General features: G+C 69.3%; 15 protein-coding genes. 9 read left to right on the forward strand and 6 right to left on the reverse strand.

Annotated features, from left to right (window positions below):
- Nucleotides 1-25 precede the first annotated feature (25 nt).
- The gene (locus tag L3Q67_RS06310; RefSeq protein ID WP_499188642.1) at nucleotides 26-622 is read left to right on the forward strand and encodes a TetR/AcrR family transcriptional regulator; all 597 of its coding nucleotides are present in this window, start codon (nucleotides 26-28) and stop codon (nucleotides 620-622) included.
- An 11-nt stretch (nucleotides 623-633) separates the two neighbouring features.
- Here L3Q67_RS06310 and upp read toward each other — a convergent pair whose 3' ends face one another.
- Entirely contained in the window at nucleotides 634-1,257 is a 624-nt protein-coding gene (gene upp, locus L3Q67_RS06315) for a uracil phosphoribosyltransferase (protein ID WP_206802930.1), read from the reverse strand.
- A gap of 118 nt (nucleotides 1,258-1,375) precedes the next feature.
- Here upp and L3Q67_RS06320 point away from each other — a divergent pair, with 118 nt between their 5' ends.
- The 4 genes from L3Q67_RS06320 to L3Q67_RS06335 all read left to right on the forward strand — a co-directional run bounded on the left by L3Q67_RS06320 (nucleotide 1,376) and on the right by L3Q67_RS06335 (nucleotide 5,742).
- Nucleotides 1,376-1,996: a DUF1707 SHOCT-like domain-containing protein gene (locus tag L3Q67_RS06320; RefSeq protein WP_499191446.1), complete on the forward strand. Its 621-nt coding sequence runs from the start codon at nucleotides 1,376-1,378 to the stop codon at nucleotides 1,994-1,996.
- A 470-nt stretch (nucleotides 1,997-2,466) separates the two neighbouring features.
- Nucleotides 2,467-3,444, forward strand: a complete 978-nt coding sequence (gene deoC, locus L3Q67_RS06325; RefSeq protein ID WP_499188643.1) for a 2-deoxyribose-5-phosphate aldolase — start codon at nucleotides 2,467-2,469, stop codon at nucleotides 3,442-3,444.
- Nucleotides 3,444-4,883, forward strand: a complete 1,440-nt coding sequence (locus tag L3Q67_RS06330) for an aldehyde dehydrogenase family protein (protein ID WP_499188644.1) — start codon at nucleotides 3,444-3,446, stop codon at nucleotides 4,881-4,883. Before deoC ends, L3Q67_RS06330 begins: the two co-directional genes overlap by 1 nt.
- Nucleotides 4,876-5,742, forward strand: a complete 867-nt coding sequence (locus tag L3Q67_RS06335) for an aldehyde dehydrogenase family protein (RefSeq protein ID WP_499188645.1) — start codon at nucleotides 4,876-4,878, stop codon at nucleotides 5,740-5,742. Before L3Q67_RS06330 ends, L3Q67_RS06335 begins: the two co-directional genes overlap by 8 nt.
- Before the next feature lie 27 nt (nucleotides 5,743-5,769).
- Here the strand turns inward: L3Q67_RS06335 and L3Q67_RS06340 are convergent, their stop codons facing one another.
- Nucleotides 5,770-6,414: a TetR/AcrR family transcriptional regulator gene (locus tag L3Q67_RS06340; protein ID WP_499188646.1), complete on the reverse strand. Its 645-nt coding sequence runs from the start codon at nucleotides 6,412-6,414 to the stop codon at nucleotides 5,770-5,772.
- Nucleotides 6,415-6,579: 165 nt separating this feature from the next.
- Between L3Q67_RS06340 and L3Q67_RS06345 the strand changes: the two genes are divergently transcribed.
- The 3 genes from L3Q67_RS06345 to L3Q67_RS06355 are packed head-to-tail and all read left to right on the forward strand — an operon-like array spanning nucleotide 6,580 to nucleotide 8,478.
- The gene (locus tag L3Q67_RS06345) at nucleotides 6,580-7,752 is read left to right on the forward strand and encodes a cytochrome P450 (protein WP_499188647.1); all 1,173 of its coding nucleotides are present in this window, start codon (nucleotides 6,580-6,582) and stop codon (nucleotides 7,750-7,752) included.
- Nucleotides 7,749-7,943 carry a ferredoxin gene (locus L3Q67_RS06350; protein WP_499188648.1) on the forward strand — a complete coding sequence of 65 codons (195 nt, stop codon included), beginning with the start codon at nucleotides 7,749-7,751 and terminating at the stop codon, nucleotides 7,941-7,943. The genes L3Q67_RS06345 and L3Q67_RS06350 overlap by 4 nt, the downstream gene beginning before the upstream one ends.
- A 46-nt stretch (nucleotides 7,944-7,989) precedes the next feature.
- Nucleotides 7,990-8,478, forward strand: a complete 489-nt coding sequence (locus L3Q67_RS06355; RefSeq protein ID WP_499188649.1) for a GNAT family N-acetyltransferase — start codon at nucleotides 7,990-7,992, stop codon at nucleotides 8,476-8,478.
- Nucleotides 8,479-10,071: 1,593 nt separating this feature from the next.
- On the opposite strand, the gene rho is transcribed toward L3Q67_RS06355, so the two are convergent.
- Entirely contained in the window at nucleotides 10,072-11,142 is a 1,071-nt protein-coding gene (rho, locus tag L3Q67_RS06360) for a transcription termination factor Rho (RefSeq protein WP_499188650.1), read from the reverse strand.
- A gap of 212 nt (nucleotides 11,143-11,354) precedes the next feature.
- On the reverse strand, nucleotides 11,355-13,889 hold the full coding sequence (locus L3Q67_RS06365; RefSeq protein WP_499188651.1) for a DEAD/DEAH box helicase: 2,535 nt from the start codon (nucleotides 13,887-13,889) through the stop codon (nucleotides 11,355-11,357).
- Between the two features lie 149 nt (nucleotides 13,890-14,038).
- Here L3Q67_RS06365 and L3Q67_RS06370 point away from each other — a divergent pair, with 149 nt between their 5' ends.
- The gene (locus tag L3Q67_RS06370; protein ID WP_499188652.1) at nucleotides 14,039-15,307 is read left to right on the forward strand and encodes a SatS C-terminal domain-containing protein; all 1,269 of its coding nucleotides are present in this window, start codon (nucleotides 14,039-14,041) and stop codon (nucleotides 15,305-15,307) included.
- Between the two features lie 55 nt (nucleotides 15,308-15,362).
- Here the strand turns inward: L3Q67_RS06370 and L3Q67_RS06375 are convergent, their stop codons facing one another.
- Nucleotides 15,363-16,556: an MFS transporter gene (locus L3Q67_RS06375; protein WP_499188653.1), complete on the reverse strand. Its 1,194-nt coding sequence runs from the start codon at nucleotides 16,554-16,556 to the stop codon at nucleotides 15,363-15,365.
- A gap of 81 nt (nucleotides 16,557-16,637) precedes the next feature.
- Nucleotides 16,638-17,744, reverse strand: a complete 1,107-nt coding sequence (locus L3Q67_RS06380; RefSeq protein WP_499188654.1) for an adenosine deaminase family protein — start codon at nucleotides 17,742-17,744, stop codon at nucleotides 16,638-16,640.
- Nucleotides 17,745-17,785: the final 41 nt, after the last annotated feature.

Raw genomic sequence — 17,785 nt, forward strand, 5'->3', positions numbered from 1 at the left:
CGGCGGGTGGCGTTACGCTGCGCGCATGGCCCGCCCCAGAACCCACGACGACGGCCTCCGCGTCCGGCTGCTCGACCGCGCCGGGGAACTGCTCTCCGGCGAGGGCCCCGGCGCGCTGAGCCTGCGACGGCTCGCGAAGGACGCCGGCACCTCGACGACCGCGGTGTACTCGCTGTTCGGCAGCAAGCCCGACCTGATCAGCGCGCTGTACGAGGAAGGGTTCGCGCGCTTCGAGAAGCGGCTGGCGGCCATCGTGCGGACCGGTGACCACTTCGAGGACCTGGTCTCGCTCGGTCTGGCCTACCGGGCCAGCGCGCTGGCCGACCCGCACATGTACTCGATCATGTTCACCAAGGCCGTGCCCGGCTTCGAACCGGACGAATCGTCCACCGAACTGGCGCGGTCGACGATGAACCCGCTGCTGGAAACCATCCGCGCGGGCATCGCCGAGGGCGTGTTCACCGACGAACCCGCCGAACGCATCGCGGCATCGTCGTGGGGCATCGCGCACGGCATGGTCTCGCTGGAGATCAACGGGAATCTGCCGCCGGGCTTCGACGTGAGCGGCGCCTACGAAGCCGCCCTGCGCGCCAACGGCCGGGGCTGGCTGCGCACGGTCTAGACGGCGCTGTTCTAGACGGCTCCGTATTGCCGGTCACCCGCGTCGCCGAGGCCGGGGACGATGAAGCCGGAGTCGTTGAGCCGCTCGTCGATGCTGGCCGTGACCACCCGGACCGGCATGCCGGACTCCTCCAGGTGCCGGATGCCCTCCGGGGCGGCGAGCGCGCAGATCGCGGTCACGTCGGTGGCGCCGCGGTCGATGAGCAGGCGGATCGTGTACGCCATCGAGCCGCCGGTGGCGAGCATCGGGTCGAGCACCAGCACCGGCCGCCCGCCGAGCGACTCCGGCAGCGATTCGAGGTACGGCGTCGGCTGCAGCGTCTCCTCGTCGCGGGCGAGCCCGACGAAGCCCATCTGGGCGTCGGGGATCAGCTTGTGGGCCTCGTCGGCCATCCCCAGCCCGGCGCGGAGCACCGGCACCAGCAACGGCGGATTGGCGAGCCGGTAGCCGTCGGTCCGGGCGACCGGCGTGTGGATGCGCTCCACCCGCACGGGCGCGTCGCGCGTGGCTTCGTAGATCAGCATCATCGTCAGCTCGTGCAGCGCGGCGCGGAAGGCGGCGCTGTCGGTGCGGGCGTCGCGCATGGTGGAGAGGCGGGCCTTGGCGAGCGGATGATCGACGACGTGGACGTCCATGGTGGACACCGTAGCCGCCGGGGCCGGGCTGTCGTACGAATGACCGACGCGGGGCGTGCCTGGGAACGCTAGGCTGCCTGCCGTGAGCGAGCACCCCGGCCTTCCCGAACCCTCCCAGATGCGGGTTTCCGACGCCGACCGCGAGCGGGTGGCGCAGATCCTGCACCAGGCGATGAGCGAAGGCCGGATCACCGTGGACGAGCTGGAGGAACGGCTCTCCGTGGTCTACGCGGCCAAGACGGCGGCCGACCTGCGGCCGGTGACCCTCGACCTGCCGGTGGAGGGCAGCGTGGTCGCCGTGGCGCCCACGTCCTCCCCGGCGCTGTCGACCCCGCACAACCTGGTCGGCGGACGGCCCGGCTCGGCCAGCTCGGTCGCGGTGATGGCCGGCGTCGAACGCAAGGGCAACTGGGTCATCCCCGGCACGCACAACAGCTTCGCCTTCTGGGGCGGCGTCGAGATCAACCTGATGCACGCGCGGTTCGCCGAGCGGCACACCACCATCAACGCGGTCGCGATCATGGCGGGCGTCGACATCGTGGTGCCCGACGACATCAACCTCGACGTCACCGGCATCGGCTTCATGGGCGCCTTCGAAACCCGCGACCGGGGCGACGTGCACATCGCCCCGGAAAACGCCCCCGTCCTCAAGGTGACCGGCTTCGCCTTCTGGGGCGCGGTGACCGTCATCCGCAAACCCCGCAAAGCCCCCAGCTCAGCCCCCCAAATCACCCCCTGACCCCAGCGCGCCCACCTCCCGACCCCCACGTTCAAACACCCGAACCCCACGTTCAGGCACCCGAGTCCCACACTCACGCGGTCGAGTTCCACACTCACGCAGCCGAGTCCCACGTCCAAGCGCCTGAGTGCCACGTCCAAGCACCCGAGTCCCACTCTCGCGGCACGAGTCCCACATTCGCGTGGCCCGAACTCCACACTCAGGCAACCGAACCCCACGTTCCAGCACCCGAGTCCCACGTTCAGGAACCCGAGTCCCACATTCGCGAACACCAGTCCACCTTCACGCCCCCCAAGCCCGCCCTCCCCAAAAACCGAGCGCGAAGCCCGAGTGTGGAACTCGGCTGCCCGAACGTAGAGTTCGCCTGCCTGAACGTGGGTTTCGGCTTCCTGAATGTGGGACTCGCGGGGTGACCTCGCACGGCTGAGCAGGCACAACGTCCGCCCCCACCCGTCGCCTAGACTCGCGGCATGACAGTTACGTCAACGGCGACGGACACCCCGTCTCCGCTGCCCGGGCGGCTCGCCGACGCCACGCGCGACGAGACGAGCCTGCGCCGGTTCCTGCACGGGTTGCCGGGCGTCGACCAGGTCGGCGTCGAGCAGCGCGCGGCGGGCCTCGGCACCCGCAGCATCAAGAAGGCCGCCAAGCGCTGGGCCATCGACACCGCCATCTCCATGGTCGACCTGACCACGCTGGAGGGCGCCGACACCCACGGCAAGGTCCGCGCGCTCGCCGCCAAGGCCAAGCTGCCCGACCCCGAGCACCCGGACACCCCGCGCGTCGCCGCGGTGTGCGTGTACCCGGACCTGGTCGCGCCCGCGGTCGAGGCGCTGAAGGGCACCGGCATCGGCGTGGCCAGCGTCGCGACGGCCTTCCCGTCCGGCCGCTCCAGCCGCGAGATCAAGCTCGCCGACGTCAAGATGGCCGTCGACGCCGGCGCGACCGAGGTCGACATGGTGATCGACCGCGGCGCCTTCCTCGAAGGCCGCTACGGGCACGTGTTCGAGGAGATCCAGGCGATCAAGGCGGCCTGCGGCCAGGCCCACCTCAAGGTCATCCTGGAGACCGGCGAACTCGCCACCTACGACAACGTGCGCCGCGCCTCCTGGCTGGGGCTGCTGGCGGGCGGCGACTTCATCAAGACCTCCACCGGCAAGGTCTCCCCCGCGGCCACCCTGCCGGTCACCCACGTGATGCTGCAGGCCGTGCACGACTGGCACGCCACCACCGGCGAACTGCGCGGGGTCAAACCGGCGGGCGGCATCCGCACCACCAAGGACGCGATCAAGTACCTGGTCGCCGTGCACGAGGTCGCCGGGCCGCAGTGGCTCGACCCGAGCCTGTTCCGCTTCGGCGCCTCCAGCCTGCTCAACGACCTCCTGCTGCAGCGCCGCACCCAACTCGACGGCCACTACAGCGGTCCCGACTACGTGACGGTGGACTGATGCCCGACTCACCCTTCGAATACGCTCCGGCGCCCGAATCCCGCGACCTCGCGAACCTCAAGCCGGCCTACCGCCCGTTCATCGACGGCGCCTTCGTCGACGGCAAGGGCGAGCCGCTCAAGACGATCAACCCGGCCACCGAAGAGGTGCTCGCCGAGGTCTCCACCGCCTCGAAGTCCGATGTGGACACAGCGGTGAAGGCCGCCCGCCGGGCGTATGAGAAGACCTGGGGCCGGATGCCGGGCGCCGAGCGCGCCAAGTACATCTTCCGCCTGGCGCGGCTGATCCAGGAACGCGCGCGCGAACTGGCCGTGCTGGAAAGCCTGGACAACGGCAAGCCGATCAAGGAATCGCGCGATTCCGACATCCCGACCGCCGCCGCGCACTTCTTCTACCACGCAGGCTGGGCCGACAAGCTGGACTACGCGGGCTACGGCCCGGACCCGCGCCCGCTGGGCGTGGCCGGGCAGGTCATCCCGTGGAACTTCCCGCTGCTCATGCTGGCCTGGAAGATCGCCCCGGCGCTGGCCACCGGCAACACCGTGGTGCTCAAGCCCGCCGAGACCACCCCGCTCACCGCGCTGGTCTTCGCCGAGATCTGCCAGCAGGCCGACCTGCCGCCCGGCGTGGTGAACATCCTGCCCGGCGCCGGGGACATCGGCGCCGAGCTGGTCGGCCACCCGGACGTGAACAAGATCGCCTTCACCGGGTCCACCGAGGTCGGCAAGCTGATCCAGCGCACGGTCGCGGGCACGCCGAAGAAGCTGACCCTGGAACTCGGCGGCAAGGCGGCGAACGTGGTGTTCGACGACGCGCCGCTGGACCAGGCGGTGGAAGGCATCGTCAACGGCATCTTCTTCAACCAGGGCCACGTCTGCTGCGCCGGTTCCCGCCTGCTGGTCCAGGAGTCCATTGTGGACGAGGTACTGGAGAAGCTGCGGTACCGGGTGTCCACGCTGCGCATCGGTGACCCGCTGGACAAGAACACCGACATCGGCGCGATCAACTCGCGCGAGCAGCTGACGAAGATCCAGGAGCTGGCCGATACGGGTGACACCGAGGGCGCGCAGCGCTGGACCAGCCCGTGCCCGATCCCCGAGCGCGGTTTCTTCTTCGCTCCCACGGTGTTCTCCGACGTGCAGCAGTCCATGCGCATCGCTCGCGAGGAGATCTTCGGGCCGGTGCTGTCGGTGCTCACCTTCCGCACCCCCGAAGAGGCGGTCACCAAGGCGAACAACACGCCGTACGGGCTGTCCGCGGGCATCTGGACGGAAAAGGGCTCCCGCATCCTGTGGATGGCGAACCAGCTGCGTGCCGGGGTCGTCTGGGCCAACACCTTCAACCGCTTCGATCCCGCCGCTCCGTTCGGCGGCTACCAGGAATCGGGCTTCGGCCGCGAGGGCGGGCGCACCGGTCTGGAGGCTTACCTCGATGTCTGATCGTCTTTCGGTGACCAAGACCTACAAGCTCTACATCGGCGGGAAGTTCCCGCGTTCGGAGTCCGGGCGCTCGTACCCGGTGTCCGACGCGAAGGGCAAGTTCCTGGCCAACGCCGCGCACGCGTCCCGCAAGGACGTCCGCGACGCCGTGGTGGCCGCGCGCAAGGCGTTCGGCGGCTGGTCGGGCGCGACCGCCTACAACCGCGGGCAGGTGCTGTTCCGCGTGGCCGAGGTGCTCGAAGGCCGTCGTGACCAGTTCATCAGCGAGGTCAGCGCCTGCGAGGGCGTGCCGGCCAAGAAGGCGGAGTCCCTGGTGGACGCCGCGATCGACCGCTGGGTCTGGTACGCGGGCTGGACCGACAAGATCGCCACCGTGCTGGGCGCGGCGAACCCGGTGGCCGGGCCGTACTTCTCGTTCACCGTGCCGGAACCGACCGGCGTGGTTGGCGTGCTCGCGCCGCAGCAGTCGTCGCTGCTCGGGCTGGTCAGCGTGCTGGCGCCGGTGCTGGCGACCGGGTCGACCGCGGTGGTGGTGAGCAGCGCCGAACGGCCGCTGCCCGCGATCACCCTGTCCGAGGTGCTGGCCACCTCGGACGTGCCGGGCGGCGTGGCGAACATCCTCACCGGTCGCGCGGCCGAACTCGGCTCGTGGCTGGCGTCGCACGGGGACGTCAACGCGCTCGACCCGACCGGTGCGGCCGCCGCCGACCGCGTGGAACTGGCCAAAGCCGCCGCGGGCACGGTCAAGCGGGTGCTCAGCGTGCCCGCCGAGGAGCCCGACTGGACCCGGCAGCCGGACATCGCCCGGCTGCGGCGTTATCTGGAGGCCAAGACGGTCTGGCACCCGCTGGGCGTGTAGCCGCTAGGTGTACCCGGCCGGGTACACCTAGGCGCCCTGGAAGATGTCGGCGCTGGTGACCGCCCGGCCGGGTAGCGGAGAACCCGGCCGGGCGTGCAGCCCGTCCAGCATCAGCGCAATGCACCGCTCGGTGGCGAACGAGGCCACCTCCGTCGACTTCGACGGCAGCTCGCGCAACAGCAGCGAGAACATGATCGTCACGTCCCCGGCGCCGACGTCGGGCCGCAACGAGCCCTCGGCCTGCGCCTGCTCGACGATCAGATCAAGCATCCCGAGGGCCTCGCGGCGGAATTCCTCGGTTTTGGGGTCCTCCGCGAACACCGCCCTGGCCAGCGGCGACAGCATGGCCAGTTGCACGCTCAATTTCACCTTCTGGGTGATGCGGAGGAAGCGGACGAGCGCGTCCCACGCCGTCGGCTCCTCATCCACCGCGGCACGCGCGTCGAGCAGCACGCTGCTGAAGGTGTCCCGCGCGATCTCCCGCAGCAAGGACGCCCGGTCGGGGAACCGCCGGTACAGCGTCCCGACGCCGACGCCCGCACGGCGCGCGATTTCTTCCATGGGCACGTCGGGCCCCTGGTCGGCGAACAGTTCCTTGGCCGCGGCGAGGATCTGATCGCGGTTGCGCCGCGCGTCGGCCCGCAACCGGGTCTCCTCGTGCTCGACCGTCATCTCAGCCACCTCTCAGGTTCCGCCGGATTGTCTCACCCCAACGGATGTGGACGCTGCGGTTCCACATCGGTACCGTGAAAACGGAAGGTAAACCTCCACATACGAATCCTCCGGATTGAGGTAGCCGTGTCCGAAACCACCACAGAGCGGGTTCCGTCGTTTCCGATGGAACGGCGCTGTCCCTACGCCCCGCCCGCCGAGTACGACGAGCTCCGCGCGGAAAACCCGGTGACCCAGGTGGAACTGCCGACCGGGCGCCGGGCCTGGGCGCTCACGCGGCACGAGGACGTGCGCGCGATGCTCGCCGATCCGCGGTTCAGCTCGGACCGCATGAACCCGCAGTTCCCGACCCTGGTCGACAACACTCAGCTGCGTTCGACGTTCAGGCCCTCGCTGATCTCGATGGACCCGCCCGAGCACGGGCCGGCACGGCGCGCGGTGGTCGGGGAGTTCACCGTGCGCCGGATGGAGGCGCTGCGGCCGCGGATCCAGGAAATCGTCGATCAGGCCATCGACGACCTGCTGGCCGCCGGGGAGCCCGCCGACCTGGTGACCCACGTGTCGCTGCCGGTGCCGTCGCTGGTGATCTGCGAGCAGCTCGGCGTGCCCTACGCCGACCACGACTTCTTCCAGCAGCACTCGTCGAAGCTGCTGGACCGGGAGACCGGCCAGGAGGACCGGCGCCACTCGGTCGACCAGCTGACGTCCTACCTGGGCAAGCTGATCACCGAGAAGGAGGCGGCGCCGACCGACGACCTGCTCGGCAGGCAGATCGTCAAGCAGCGCGAAGAGGGGAAGGTCGACCACGAAGCGCTGGTCAGCCTGGGCTTCCTGCTGCTGGTCGCCGGGCACGAGACCACCGCGAACATGATCTCGCTGGGCACGGTCGCCCTGCTCGAACACCCCGATCAGCTCGCGCTGCTGGTCAACGACCCGGGCGTCACGCTCAACGCGGTCGAGGAACTGCTGCGGTACTTCACCATCGCCGAGCTGGCCACCACGCGGGTGGCCACCGAGGACGTCGAGATCGGCGGGGTGCTGATCCGCGCCGGGGAGGGCGTGCTCGGCCTGTCGAACGCGGCGAACCACGACCCGGCGGCCTACGACCGGCCGGACGAACTGGACATCGCCCGCGGCGCACGCAACCACGTGGCGTTCGGCTTCGGCGCGCACCAGTGCCTCGGCCAGAACCTCGCGCGCATGGAACTGCAGATCGTGTTCGACACCCTGTTCCGCCGGGTGCCGGGGCTGCGCATCGACAAGCCGATCGACGAACTGGACTACAAGCGCAACTCCACCGTCTACGGGTTGAACTCGCTGCCGGTGACGTGGTCGTGAAGATCGCCACGGACGTCGACCGCTGCGTCGGCGCCGGGCAGTGCGTGCTCACCGAACCGGCGGTCTTCGACCAGGACGAGTCGGACGGCACCGTGGTGCTGCTGACCGACTCGGTCGACGGGGAGACCGCCGAGCGCGTGCGAGAGGCCGCGCACATCTGCCCGTCACAAGCACTGTCCATTTCGGACTAATTCTATTTCGGTTGTCCCGGCGCCGCGGCGGCTGGTAGAACGCCCTATGCAGATCCGGGAAGCCACCGCCGCGGAGCTGGCCACCCTGCCGGCCCTCGAATCAGCCTCCGATTCGATCTTCGCCGACCTGGGGTTCCCGCCCCTGCCGCCGCCGGGCAGCCCGGAAGAGCTCGCCAGCGCCCGGCTGGTGCTGGTCGCGGGAACCCCACCGGCCGGCTTCGCCCGCGTCGAAGTGGTCGACGGGAACGCGCACCTCGAACAACTGGCCGTGCACCCGTCGCACTTCCGGCAAGGCATCGGCACCGCCCTCGTACGCGCGGTGCTCACGTGGGCGCAGGACGCCGGCTTTCCAGCGGTCACCCTGTGCACTTTCTCGGACATCCCATGGAACGGCCCGTTCTACCGGAAACTGGGCTTCGCGAACTTACGTGACCTCAGTCCGGGCTTGCAGGAGTTACGAGCCCACGAACGCGCCCTAGGCCTGGACGACCTGGGCACGCGAGTAGTCCTGCGCCACCCTCTCGCCGGGCAGTGACCTCCACCGCCCACACCCTCAAGCGCGCGGCTCCCCTCGCCGGAACACCACCCGATCGCGACACTCACGCGCCCTGGCCCGGACGCGTATCTCACTCGCCCAACTCGGACTCCGAACGTGGAACTCGCCTGCCTGAATGTGGAACACGCCCACGCGAGTGTGGAATTCAGCTGCCCGAACGTGGGGTTCGCCGCACTCGAGTGTGGACTTCGACTACCTGAACGTGGGACTCGCCTACCCGAGTGCGGAACTCAGGCACCCGAACGTGGGACACGGTCGCACGAGGGTGGAGTTCGCCCGCCGGAAGGCGGGACTCAGCTACCGGAAGTGGGGCTCAGGTGCACGAACGTGGGAGTCGGCTACCCGGGCGCGGAACTCGGCTACCGGAATGCGGGAGTCGGCCGCGCGCGAATGTGGAACTCGGCTGTCTGAGCGTGGAACTCAGCTACCCAGGCGGGGGACTCGGCTGCTCAACTTGGGAGCTCGCCCGCGGAAGGCGGACTCAGCCTTCCGGACGTGGAACTCGGCTACCCGAATGTGAGTCGGGTGCACGAACGTGGGGCTCGGCTGCCGGAGTGCGGGACTCGGCTGCCCAGGTGTGGAACTCGGCTACGCGAACGTGGGATTCGGCCGCCCCAACGTGGAACTCGGATGCCTGAGTGTGGGAGCCGGGCGCACGAACGTGGAACTCGGCTATCCGAGTGCGGGACTCGGGTGCCTGAATGCGGGACTCGGGTGGCTGAATGCGGGACTCGAGTGCCCGAGTGTGGGACTCGAGTGCACGAACGTGGAACTCGGCTACCCGAGTGCGGGACTCGGGTGCCTGAATGCGGGACTCGGGTGGCTGAATGCGGGACTCGAGTGCCCGAGTGTGGGACTCGAGTGCACGAACGTGGAACTCGGCTACCCGAGTGCGGGACTCGGGTGCCTGAATGCGGGACTCGAGTGCCCGAGTGTGGGACTCGAGTGCACGAACGTGGAACTCGGCTACCCGAGTGCGGGACTCGGGTGCCTGAATGCGGGACTCGAGTGCCCGAGTGTGGGACTCGAGTGCACGAACGTGGAACTCGGCTACCCGAGTGCGGGACTCGGGTGCCTGAATGCGGGACTCGAGTGCCCGAGTGTGGGACTCGAGTGCCCGAGTGTGGGACTCGAGTGCACGAACGTGGAACTCGGCTACCCGAGTGCGGGACTCGGGTGCCTGAATGCGGGACTCGAGTGCCCGAGTGTGGGACTCGAGTGCACGAACGTGGAACTCGGCTACCCGAGTGCGGGACTCGGGTGCCTGAACGTGGAACTCAGCTGCCCGAGTGTGGGACTCGGCTGCACGAGTGCGGAACTCGGCCGTCTGAATGTGGGCTCGGCTGCCTGAGGGCTCGGACGCCTGAATGTGTAACTCGGGTGCACGAACGTGGAACTCGGCTGCCCGGGTGCACGGGTGTGGGGCTCGGGTGTCTGAATGTGCAACTCGGGTGCACGAACGTGGAACTCGGCTGCCCGGGTGCGGGAGTCGGATGCACGAATGCGGGACTCGGCCGTCCGAACGTGGGGCTCGGGTGTTTGAATGTGGGGCTGGGGTGCACGAATGTGGGGTCAGGGATTGGGCTGGTGGGGGTGGGTTAGGTGGGTTAGGAAGTCGTGGTTGGTTTGGGTGGGGCGTAGGGATTTGAGGAGGGTGGGGAGGGCGTCTTCGCGGGTTTGGAGGGCTCGGCGCAGGGTGGCGACGGCGGCGCGTTCGGCGGCGGGGACCAGGAGGTCGTCCCGGCGGGTGCCGGAGCGGGGGAGGTCGATGGCGGGGAAGATCCGCCTGCTCGCCAGGCGGCGGTCCAGGTGCAGTTCGGCGTTGCCGGTGCCCTTGTACTCCTCGTAGATCACCGTGTCACCGACTGAACCGGTGTCGACCAGCGCGGTGGCGAAGATGGTCAGCGAGCCCCCGTTTTCGATGTTCCGCGCGGCCCCCAGGAACCGCTTCGGCGGCGTCAGCGCGGTGGAATCCACGCCACCGGACAGGATTCGCCCGGACGCCGGGGCGGCCAGGTTGTAGGCGCGGCCCAGCCGCGTCAGCGAATCCAGCAGTACCACCACGTCCCGCCCCTGTTCGACCAGGCGCTTGGCGCGTTCGATGGCGAGTTCGGCGAGCGCGGTGTGGTCTGCGGGCGCGTGGTCGAAGGTCGCGGCGATCACCTCACCGGGCACCGCGCGCGACAGGTCGGTGACCTCCTCCGGCCGCTCGCCGACCAGTACCAGCATCAGGTGGCACTCCGGGTGGTTCTTGCTGATGCCGTGCGCGATGTCCTGCAACACGGTGGTTTTCCCGGCTTTCGGCGGCGCCACGATGAGGGCGCGCTGCCCCTTGCCGACCGGCATCACCAGGTCGATCACCCGGGCGGTGGCCGCGTGCTGCTCGGTTTCGAGCCGGAGTCTTTCGTTGGGGTACAAGGGAACCAGGTCGGCGAAGGCCGGACGGGGACGGTAGCGCGGATCGCGGCCGTTGATCGCGGTCACTTCACCGTCGTCGCCGAGACCGATGAGGTCACCGCGGCGCAGGCCGAGGTCGCGAACCACCTTCTGCGAGATGGTCACGTCGTCCGGGCCCGGCAGGTAGCCGTCCGCCCTGACCTGTGCGCGGTTGCGCACTATGTCGAGTATTCCGTGGATGGTCATGAGAAATCTTTCTGGGTTGAGGAACGGCGAGAACACGCCGGAAGCCTTCACGCACAAGTGGAAGGAAGATCGCGAGTCCCGAACGGGAGGCTGAGCCTGCATCCGCCGGGGGGATAGACACCACCACAGTAGCTCACTTCCGACCGAACGCGCAACCCGGTGCCCCGAGCGCCACAAAGGACGTCGGGTAAGAACGGATTCGAGAACCGCGCTTAGAGCCGGTCCACCCCGGTGATGTGCAGGACGGCGGTGCCCGCTTCGTCCGACGCCGCGAGGTCGACTTCGGCGCTGATGCCCCAGTCGTGGTCACCGGCGGGGTCGTCGAAGATCTGGCGGACCTTCCACAACTCCGGCTCCTTCTCGATCAGCAGCAACGCCGGGCCGCGGGCGTCGGGCCCGGTGCCGAGGTCGTCGTGCTCCTCGAAGTAGCCCTCCATCGCGTCTTCCCAGTCTTCGGCAGTCCAGCCGGAGGACGAATCCAGCTCGCCGAGCACGTGATATGCCCGCCGGGCCGCCAATTCCACGCGACGGAAGAGCTGGTTCCGCACCAGCACACGGAAAGCGCGCTCGTTGCGGGTGACCGGCGGCGGCCCCTCTGGCAACACCGGCGGCGCGTGCGGGTCATCGGCGTCGGGGTGGCGCAGGGCCTCCCACTCGTCCAGCAGGCTCGAGTCGACCTGGCGCACCAGCTCGCCCAGCCACTCGATCAGGTCCTGCAACGGCTCGGTCTTCGCCTCGTCGGGCACGGTGTGCCGCAGCGTGTCGTAGGTGTCGGCCAAGTACCGCAGCACCAGGCCTTCCGACCGCGCCAGCTGGTAGTAACCGATGTATTCCACGAAGTTCATCGCGCGCTCGTACATGTCGCGCACCACGGACTTCGGCGAGAGCTGGTAGTCGTCGACCCACGGGTGACCCTGGCGGTAACTGCGGTAGGCGACCTCCAGCAGTTCCTCCAGCGGCTTCGGGTAGCTGACGTCCTCCAGCAGCTCCATCCGCTCGTCGTACTCGATGCCCTCGGCCTTCATCGCCTGCACGGCCTCGCCGCGGGCCTTGAACTGCTGTTGCGACAGCACCGGTCGCGGATTATCCACAATGGATTCCACAATGGACACCACGTCGAGCGCGTAGCTCGGCGACCCGGTGTCCAGCAGCTCGATCGCGGCCAGCGCCAGCGGGGACAGAGGCTGGTTCAGCGCGAAGTCGAACTGCAGGTCCACGGTCAGCCGGACGATCCGGCCCTGCTCGTCCGGCTCGGGCAGCCGCTCCACCACACCCGCGGCGAGCAGCGCGCGGTAGATCGCGATCGCGCGCAGGATGTGCTTGCGCTGCGCCGGCCGGTCCTCGTGGTTGTCCTCGAGCAGGTGCCGCATCGACTCGAAGGCGTTGCCCGGCCGGGAGATCACGTTGAGCAGCATCGAGTGGCTGACCCGGAAGCTCGAAGTCAGCGGCTCCGGTTCGGCGGCGACCAGCCGTTCGAAGGTGCTTTCGGTCCAGTTGACGAAACCTTCGGGCGCCTTCTTGCGGGTGATCTTCCGCTTCTTCTTCGGGTCGTCGCCCGCCTTCTCCAGCGCCTTGGCGTTCTCGATGACGTGGTCCGGTGCCTCCACCACGACGTAGCCGTCGGTGTCGAAGCCCGCCCGGCCGGCGCGCCCGGCGATCTGGTGGAACTCGCGCGCCTTGAGGTGCCGCTGCCGGATGCCGTCGTACTTGGTCAGCGCACTGAACACCACGGTGCGGATCGGCACGTTGATGCCGACGCCGAGGGTGTCGGTCCCGCAGATCACCTTGAGCAGCCCGGCCTGTGCCAGCTGCTCGACCAGCCGCCGGTACTTCGGCAGCATGCCGGCGTGGTGCACGCCGATCCCGTGGCGCACCAGCCGCGACAGCGTCTTGCCGAAGCCCGCGGCGAAGCGGAACTCGCCGATCAGGTCGGCGATGGCCTCCTTCTCCGCCTTGCTGCACACGTTGATGCTCATCAGCGTCTGCGCGCGCTCCACCGCGGCCGCCTGCGAGAAGTGCACGACGTACACCGGTGCCTGGCCGCCGTGCAGCAGCTCGGACATGGTCTCGTGCATCGGCGTGAGCGCGTAGCGGTAGGTCAGCGGAACCGGGCGTTCCGCCGAGGTGACCACCGCGGTGTCGCGGCCGGTGCGCCGGGTCAGGTCCTTCTCGAAGAACGAAACGTCCCCGAGGGTGGCCGACATCAGCACGAACTGCGCCTTCGGCAGTTCGAGGATCGGGATCTGCCACGCCCAGCCGCGGTCGGGCTCGCTGTAGAAGTGGAACTCGTCGGCCACCACCTGGCCGACCTCGGCCCCGGCACCGAAGCGCAACGCGATGTTCGCCAGGATTTCGGCCGTGCAGCAGATGATCGGGGCATCGGCGTTGACGCTGGAGTCCCCGGTCATCATGCCGACGTGCTCCGGCCCGAAGATCTCGACGAGCTGGAAGAACTTCTCCGAGACCAGCGCCTTGATCGGCGCGGTGTAGTAGCTGCGCTTGCCGTGCGCCAGTGCGGTGAAGTGCGCGCCGACGGCCACCATGCTCTTGCCGGATCCGGTCGGGGTCGACAGAATCACGTTGGCGCCGGAGACCACCTCGATCAAGGCTTCTTCCTGCGCCGGGTACAGCTGCAAGCCGCGGTCGGCGGCCCAGTCGGCGAAGGCTTCGAACAGGGCGTCTGGCTCGGGGACCGCCGGGATGCGGCCGTCGAGTCGCTGGGGGCTCGGTGCGGGCTGTGTGCTCATCAGGGAAGTCATCGTGCCATCTCCGCCCTCCGGACGGGCGGGGGTGATCGCGCCGCGAAGGCCGAACCCGTAGGCTGCGCATACCGCGCACCGACAGGGGGAAGCCTGAGCCGGAGCGCATACGGTGGGTGATTGGCGGAGGACAGGTAATGGCACAGGACATCGTCCCGGTCGAGCTCGGGTTGCCGCAGGGTGACCTGGTGACTCTGTGGGCGCCTCGCTGGCGCGAAGACGGCGAGGAGTGGGAAGCCTTCCTCGGCGACGAGGAGGACCTGTACGCCTTCCCCGACGCGGCGCACCTCGCCGCGTTCGTCCGGACGGCCGAACAGCACGACCTGGTCGACCACCCGGCGTGGAGCGCGGTGCCCGCGCTGAACGTGCCGGAGCTGATCCCGGACGACGACCACTCCTACGACCTGGTCGGCGTGCCCGAGCTGGTCGCCGAGGAGCCGGACTCCTGGACCATCGGCGAACTCGCCGAGATCGTCGGCATCGTGCGCTCGCTCGCGGACGTCTGCGAGCTCGAAGAGGTGCACGAGGTGCTCGACAGCTGCGAGGGCTTCTCGCTGCTGGAGCAGGGCAGGCTGCCCTTCACCGGTCGCGAGGGCGAGCGGCTGTGGACCGACCTGTCCGAGGCCGTGTCCGAGAAGTGGGACGTGGTGCTCGACGCGATCGACGGCCTGGTCACGGTGCCGGACGTGGACGCCACCCTGCTGGAGCAGACCGCCGAGGAGCTGGCCACCTTCCTGGAAGAGTCGGCCGCGGCCGAGGCCGCCGCAGCCGACGGCACCGCCGGCGAAGACCTCGACCGCGTCGACAGCGACGACGACGAGGCGGAAGCCGAAGAAGAGGCGCTGCCCACCGGTTTCTGGGCCGAGGTCGGCATCGACCCGATCAAGATCGTCACCAAGACCGACGAGTACTACACGCTGCGCTGCTTCCTCGACGACGAACCGGTCTTCCTCGGTTCCGGCGGCCAGATCGACGTCTACGGCTCGCCGCGCGCGCTGGGCCGGGCGCTGGCCGAGCCCAAGGAACTGGCGGGCAGCGACCTGGCCGAAGTGTCCACTTGGGACGAAGTGCTGGCCAAGGCCACCGGCGGTGAGCTGGAGATCGAGGTCCACCCGGACAACAGCTACGTGCTGACCGGGCTGGACGAGGACATCGCCGAGGGCATCGACGCGATCGACCCGACCCAGCTGGAGCTGGCCGTCGAGCTGCTCACCGACGCCGCCGACTGGGCCGAGGACGACAGCGTCGCCGAGGCGCTGCAGAAGTCGGAAAGCCTGGGCTGGCTGATCAACTTCGTGATCGAGCCGGACCCGACGCGGCTGGCGCCGAGCGCACCGTTCGACGCCGAGGAAGGCGCCTGGCGCAAGCTGGTCGAGTCCTTCGAGGATCGCCTCCGCACGCACTGAGGGAGCTTGGGTAGTGCCGACCATCGAAGCGATTCCCGCGTCCTGACGCCGCACGTCACCCGGACCGGTCGCGCTCGGCGCGGACGGGCGTGAGCCAGACGGCCAGCAGCGGGAAGACGGCGGCCACGCAGAAGGCGAGCGCGTAGCGGGTATCGCCGATGACCAGGCCCAGCAGGGGCGGGGTGGCGGCGGCGGCGATGTTCTGCCCGGTGTTCTGGGCACCCATCGCCCGGCCCGCCCACGCGTGCCCGGCGAGTTCGGCGGAGGCGGTGAAGCCGAGGCCGTTGTCGCTGACGCTGATCACCGCGGCGAGCACGAGTGCGATCACCGCCAGCCAGGGCACCGTGGCGTCGCCGGCGGCGACCAGCAGCATCACCGCGGCGCTGGCCACGGCGAGCCGGCGCATCGGCCGCAGCCTGCTGCCGACGCGGTCCGACCAGTACCCGCTGCCGATGCGCGCCAGCGCGCCCAGCACCTGCACCGCGGCCAGGAACCACCCGGCCGCCAGCGGGCTCCAGCCCCGGACGGCCACCAGGTACACCGGCGCGAAGGCCGACACGGCGAACTGGGGCACCACCAGCAGCGCGCTCGCGCCGTGCAGCCGCCAGAGCGTGGGCTCCCGGTACGGCGAGGGCGGCTTGATCGTGGTGTCCCCGGCCGGCTCCGGCCGCGGTGGGTCGGTGACCAGCGCGGCCACCAGCACCGCGACCGCGACCGCCAGGAGGCCGGGGAACAGCAGGGCGCCCCGCCACCCGTGCGCCTGCGCCAGCGGCGGCAGGGCCAGCGCCGCGATGCCGACGCCGATCGGCTGCGCGGTCTGCCGCAGGCCCATGGCCGTGCCGCGCTCGCTCGCGCTGAACCAGCCCATCACCACCCGGCCGCTGGCGGCGTTCACCGACGCGGTCGCGGCACCGGCGAGCAGGAAGACGGCGAACAACACGGGCAGTGAAATCGAGGCCAACGCCGCGTAGCTCACCAGCAGCCCGGAGGCGCCGAGGCCGAGCGCCATGATGAGTCGCTCTCCGTAGCGATCGGCTGCGGCGCCCCACACGATGAGGGTGAGCAATAGCCCGATCGAGGGAGCGGCCACCACCGCACCCGCGGCGGCGAGTGACAACCCCTCGGCCTCGCGCAGCACCGGCACCAGGAACGGGATGCCGTACAGAAAGGCGCAGCTCGCGGCCTGCGCGAGCAGCCCGAGGCCGAGGATCAGCCAGCGGCGGCGACCCACGGTGACCACCGGCACCATGTGTCCTCCCAGATAGTGGGACGCAACTCCTACTATCTGGACTTTAGTTCGCTAGGCTAAACAATACAAGCCGGGTGCGGGTCAAGAATTGATCAAGGCCGCATAACCCGGCTTGATCACCTTATTGATCAGTTCGAGTCGTTTGTCGAAATCGAGGAAAGCGGATTTCATCGCGTTGATCGTGAACCACTGGAAGTCGGTCCAGCCGAAATCGAACGCCTCGGCCAGCGCGGCGAACTCGCTGGACATCGTGCAGCCGCTCATCAGCCGGTTGTCGGTGTTCACCGTGACCCGGAACCGCAGGCGGGTGAGCAGGCCGATGGGGTGCTCGGCGATCGAGGCCGCGGCCCCGGTCTGCACGTTGGACGAGGGGCACAGCTCCAGCGGGATCCGCCGGTCACGCACGTAGTTCGCCAACCGTCCCAACTGGACTTCCCCGCCGGGCGAGGTCTTGATGTCGTCGACGATGCGCACGCCGTGCCCGAGCCGCTCGGCACCGCAGTGCTGGATCGCCTCCCAGATCGACGCCAGCCCGAACGCCTCACCTGCGTGAATGGTGAAATGCGCGTTGCTGGTGCGCAGGTACTCGAATGCGTCGAGGTTGCGGGTGGGCGGGAATCCGGCCTCCGGCCCGGCGATGTCGAATCCGGCCACGCCATTGTCCCGGTAGCGCACCGCGAGCTCGGCGATCTCGTACGCCCTGGCGTGCTGGCGCATCGCGCAGAGCAGCGTGCCGAGCTGGATGTGCCCGCCCTTAGCGGCGACCCGGCGCTCACCCTCGGCGAACCCCTCCTGCACCGCCTCGATCACCGCCGGGAAGGACAGGCCGCGCTCGACGAACAGCTCCGGGGCGTAGCGCACTTCGGCGTAGACCACGCCGTCGGCCGCCAGGTCCTCCGCGCACTCCGCGGCCACCCTGACCAGGGCTTCCTCGGTCTGCATCACCCCGCACGTGTGCGCGAAGGTCTCCAGGTACGACTCCAGCGAGCCCGAATCCGCAGCGTCACGGAACCACCGCCCCAGCTCCCCCACCTCGGTGGCGGGCAGGCCTCGATAACCGATCGAGTCAGCTAGATCGATCACCGTACCGGGGCGCAATCCGCCATCAAGGTGGTCGTGCAGCAGCACCTTGGGGGCACGGCGGATCTTTTCGGGGTCCAGTGTCTGGGAGCGGGTATCGGTCGACATGCGATAACGGTACCCGCGAGGGGCTGCGCCGGACGGCTCTT

It is taken from the genome of Saccharothrix sp. AJ9571 (assembly GCF_021725495.1).
Lineage (GTDB): Bacteria > Actinomycetota > Actinomycetes > Mycobacteriales > Pseudonocardiaceae > Amycolatopsis > Amycolatopsis magusensis.

Bases quoted from the DNA above. Each gene is read 5' to 3' on its own strand.
- L3Q67_RS06310 (WP_499188642.1), top strand. From the start codon at position 26: ATGGCCCGCCCCAGAACCCACGACGACGGCCTCCGCGTCCGGCTGCTC.
- upp (WP_206802930.1), bottom strand. From the start codon at position 1,257: ATGGACGTCCACGTCGTCGATCATCCGCTCGCCAAGGCCCGCCTCTCC.
- L3Q67_RS06320 (WP_499191446.1), top strand. From the start codon at position 1,376: ATGCGGGTTTCCGACGCCGACCGCGAGCGGGTGGCGCAGATCCTGCAC.
- deoC (WP_499188643.1), top strand. From the start codon at position 2,467: ATGACAGTTACGTCAACGGCGACGGACACCCCGTCTCCGCTGCCCGGG.
- L3Q67_RS06330 (WP_499188644.1), top strand. From the start codon at position 3,444: ATGCCCGACTCACCCTTCGAATACGCTCCGGCGCCCGAATCCCGCGAC.
- L3Q67_RS06335 (WP_499188645.1), top strand. From the start codon at position 4,876: ATGTCTGATCGTCTTTCGGTGACCAAGACCTACAAGCTCTACATCGGC.
- L3Q67_RS06340 (WP_499188646.1), bottom strand. From the start codon at position 6,414: ATGACGGTCGAGCACGAGGAGACCCGGTTGCGGGCCGACGCGCGGCGC.
- L3Q67_RS06345 (WP_499188647.1), top strand. From the start codon at position 6,580: ATGGAACGGCGCTGTCCCTACGCCCCGCCCGCCGAGTACGACGAGCTC.
- L3Q67_RS06355 (WP_499188649.1), top strand. From the start codon at position 7,990: ATGCAGATCCGGGAAGCCACCGCCGCGGAGCTGGCCACCCTGCCGGCC.
- rho (WP_499188650.1), bottom strand. From the start codon at position 11,142: ATGACCATCCACGGAATACTCGACATAGTGCGCAACCGCGCACAGGTC.
- L3Q67_RS06365 (WP_499188651.1), bottom strand. From the start codon at position 13,889: ATGAGCACACAGCCCGCACCGAGCCCCCAGCGACTCGACGGCCGCATC.
- L3Q67_RS06370 (WP_499188652.1), top strand. From the start codon at position 14,039: ATGGCACAGGACATCGTCCCGGTCGAGCTCGGGTTGCCGCAGGGTGAC.
- L3Q67_RS06375 (WP_499188653.1), bottom strand. From the start codon at position 16,556: ATGGTGCCGGTGGTCACCGTGGGTCGCCGCCGCTGGCTGATCCTCGGC.
- L3Q67_RS06380 (WP_499188654.1), bottom strand. From the start codon at position 17,744: ATGTCGACCGATACCCGCTCCCAGACACTGGACCCCGAAAAGATCCGC.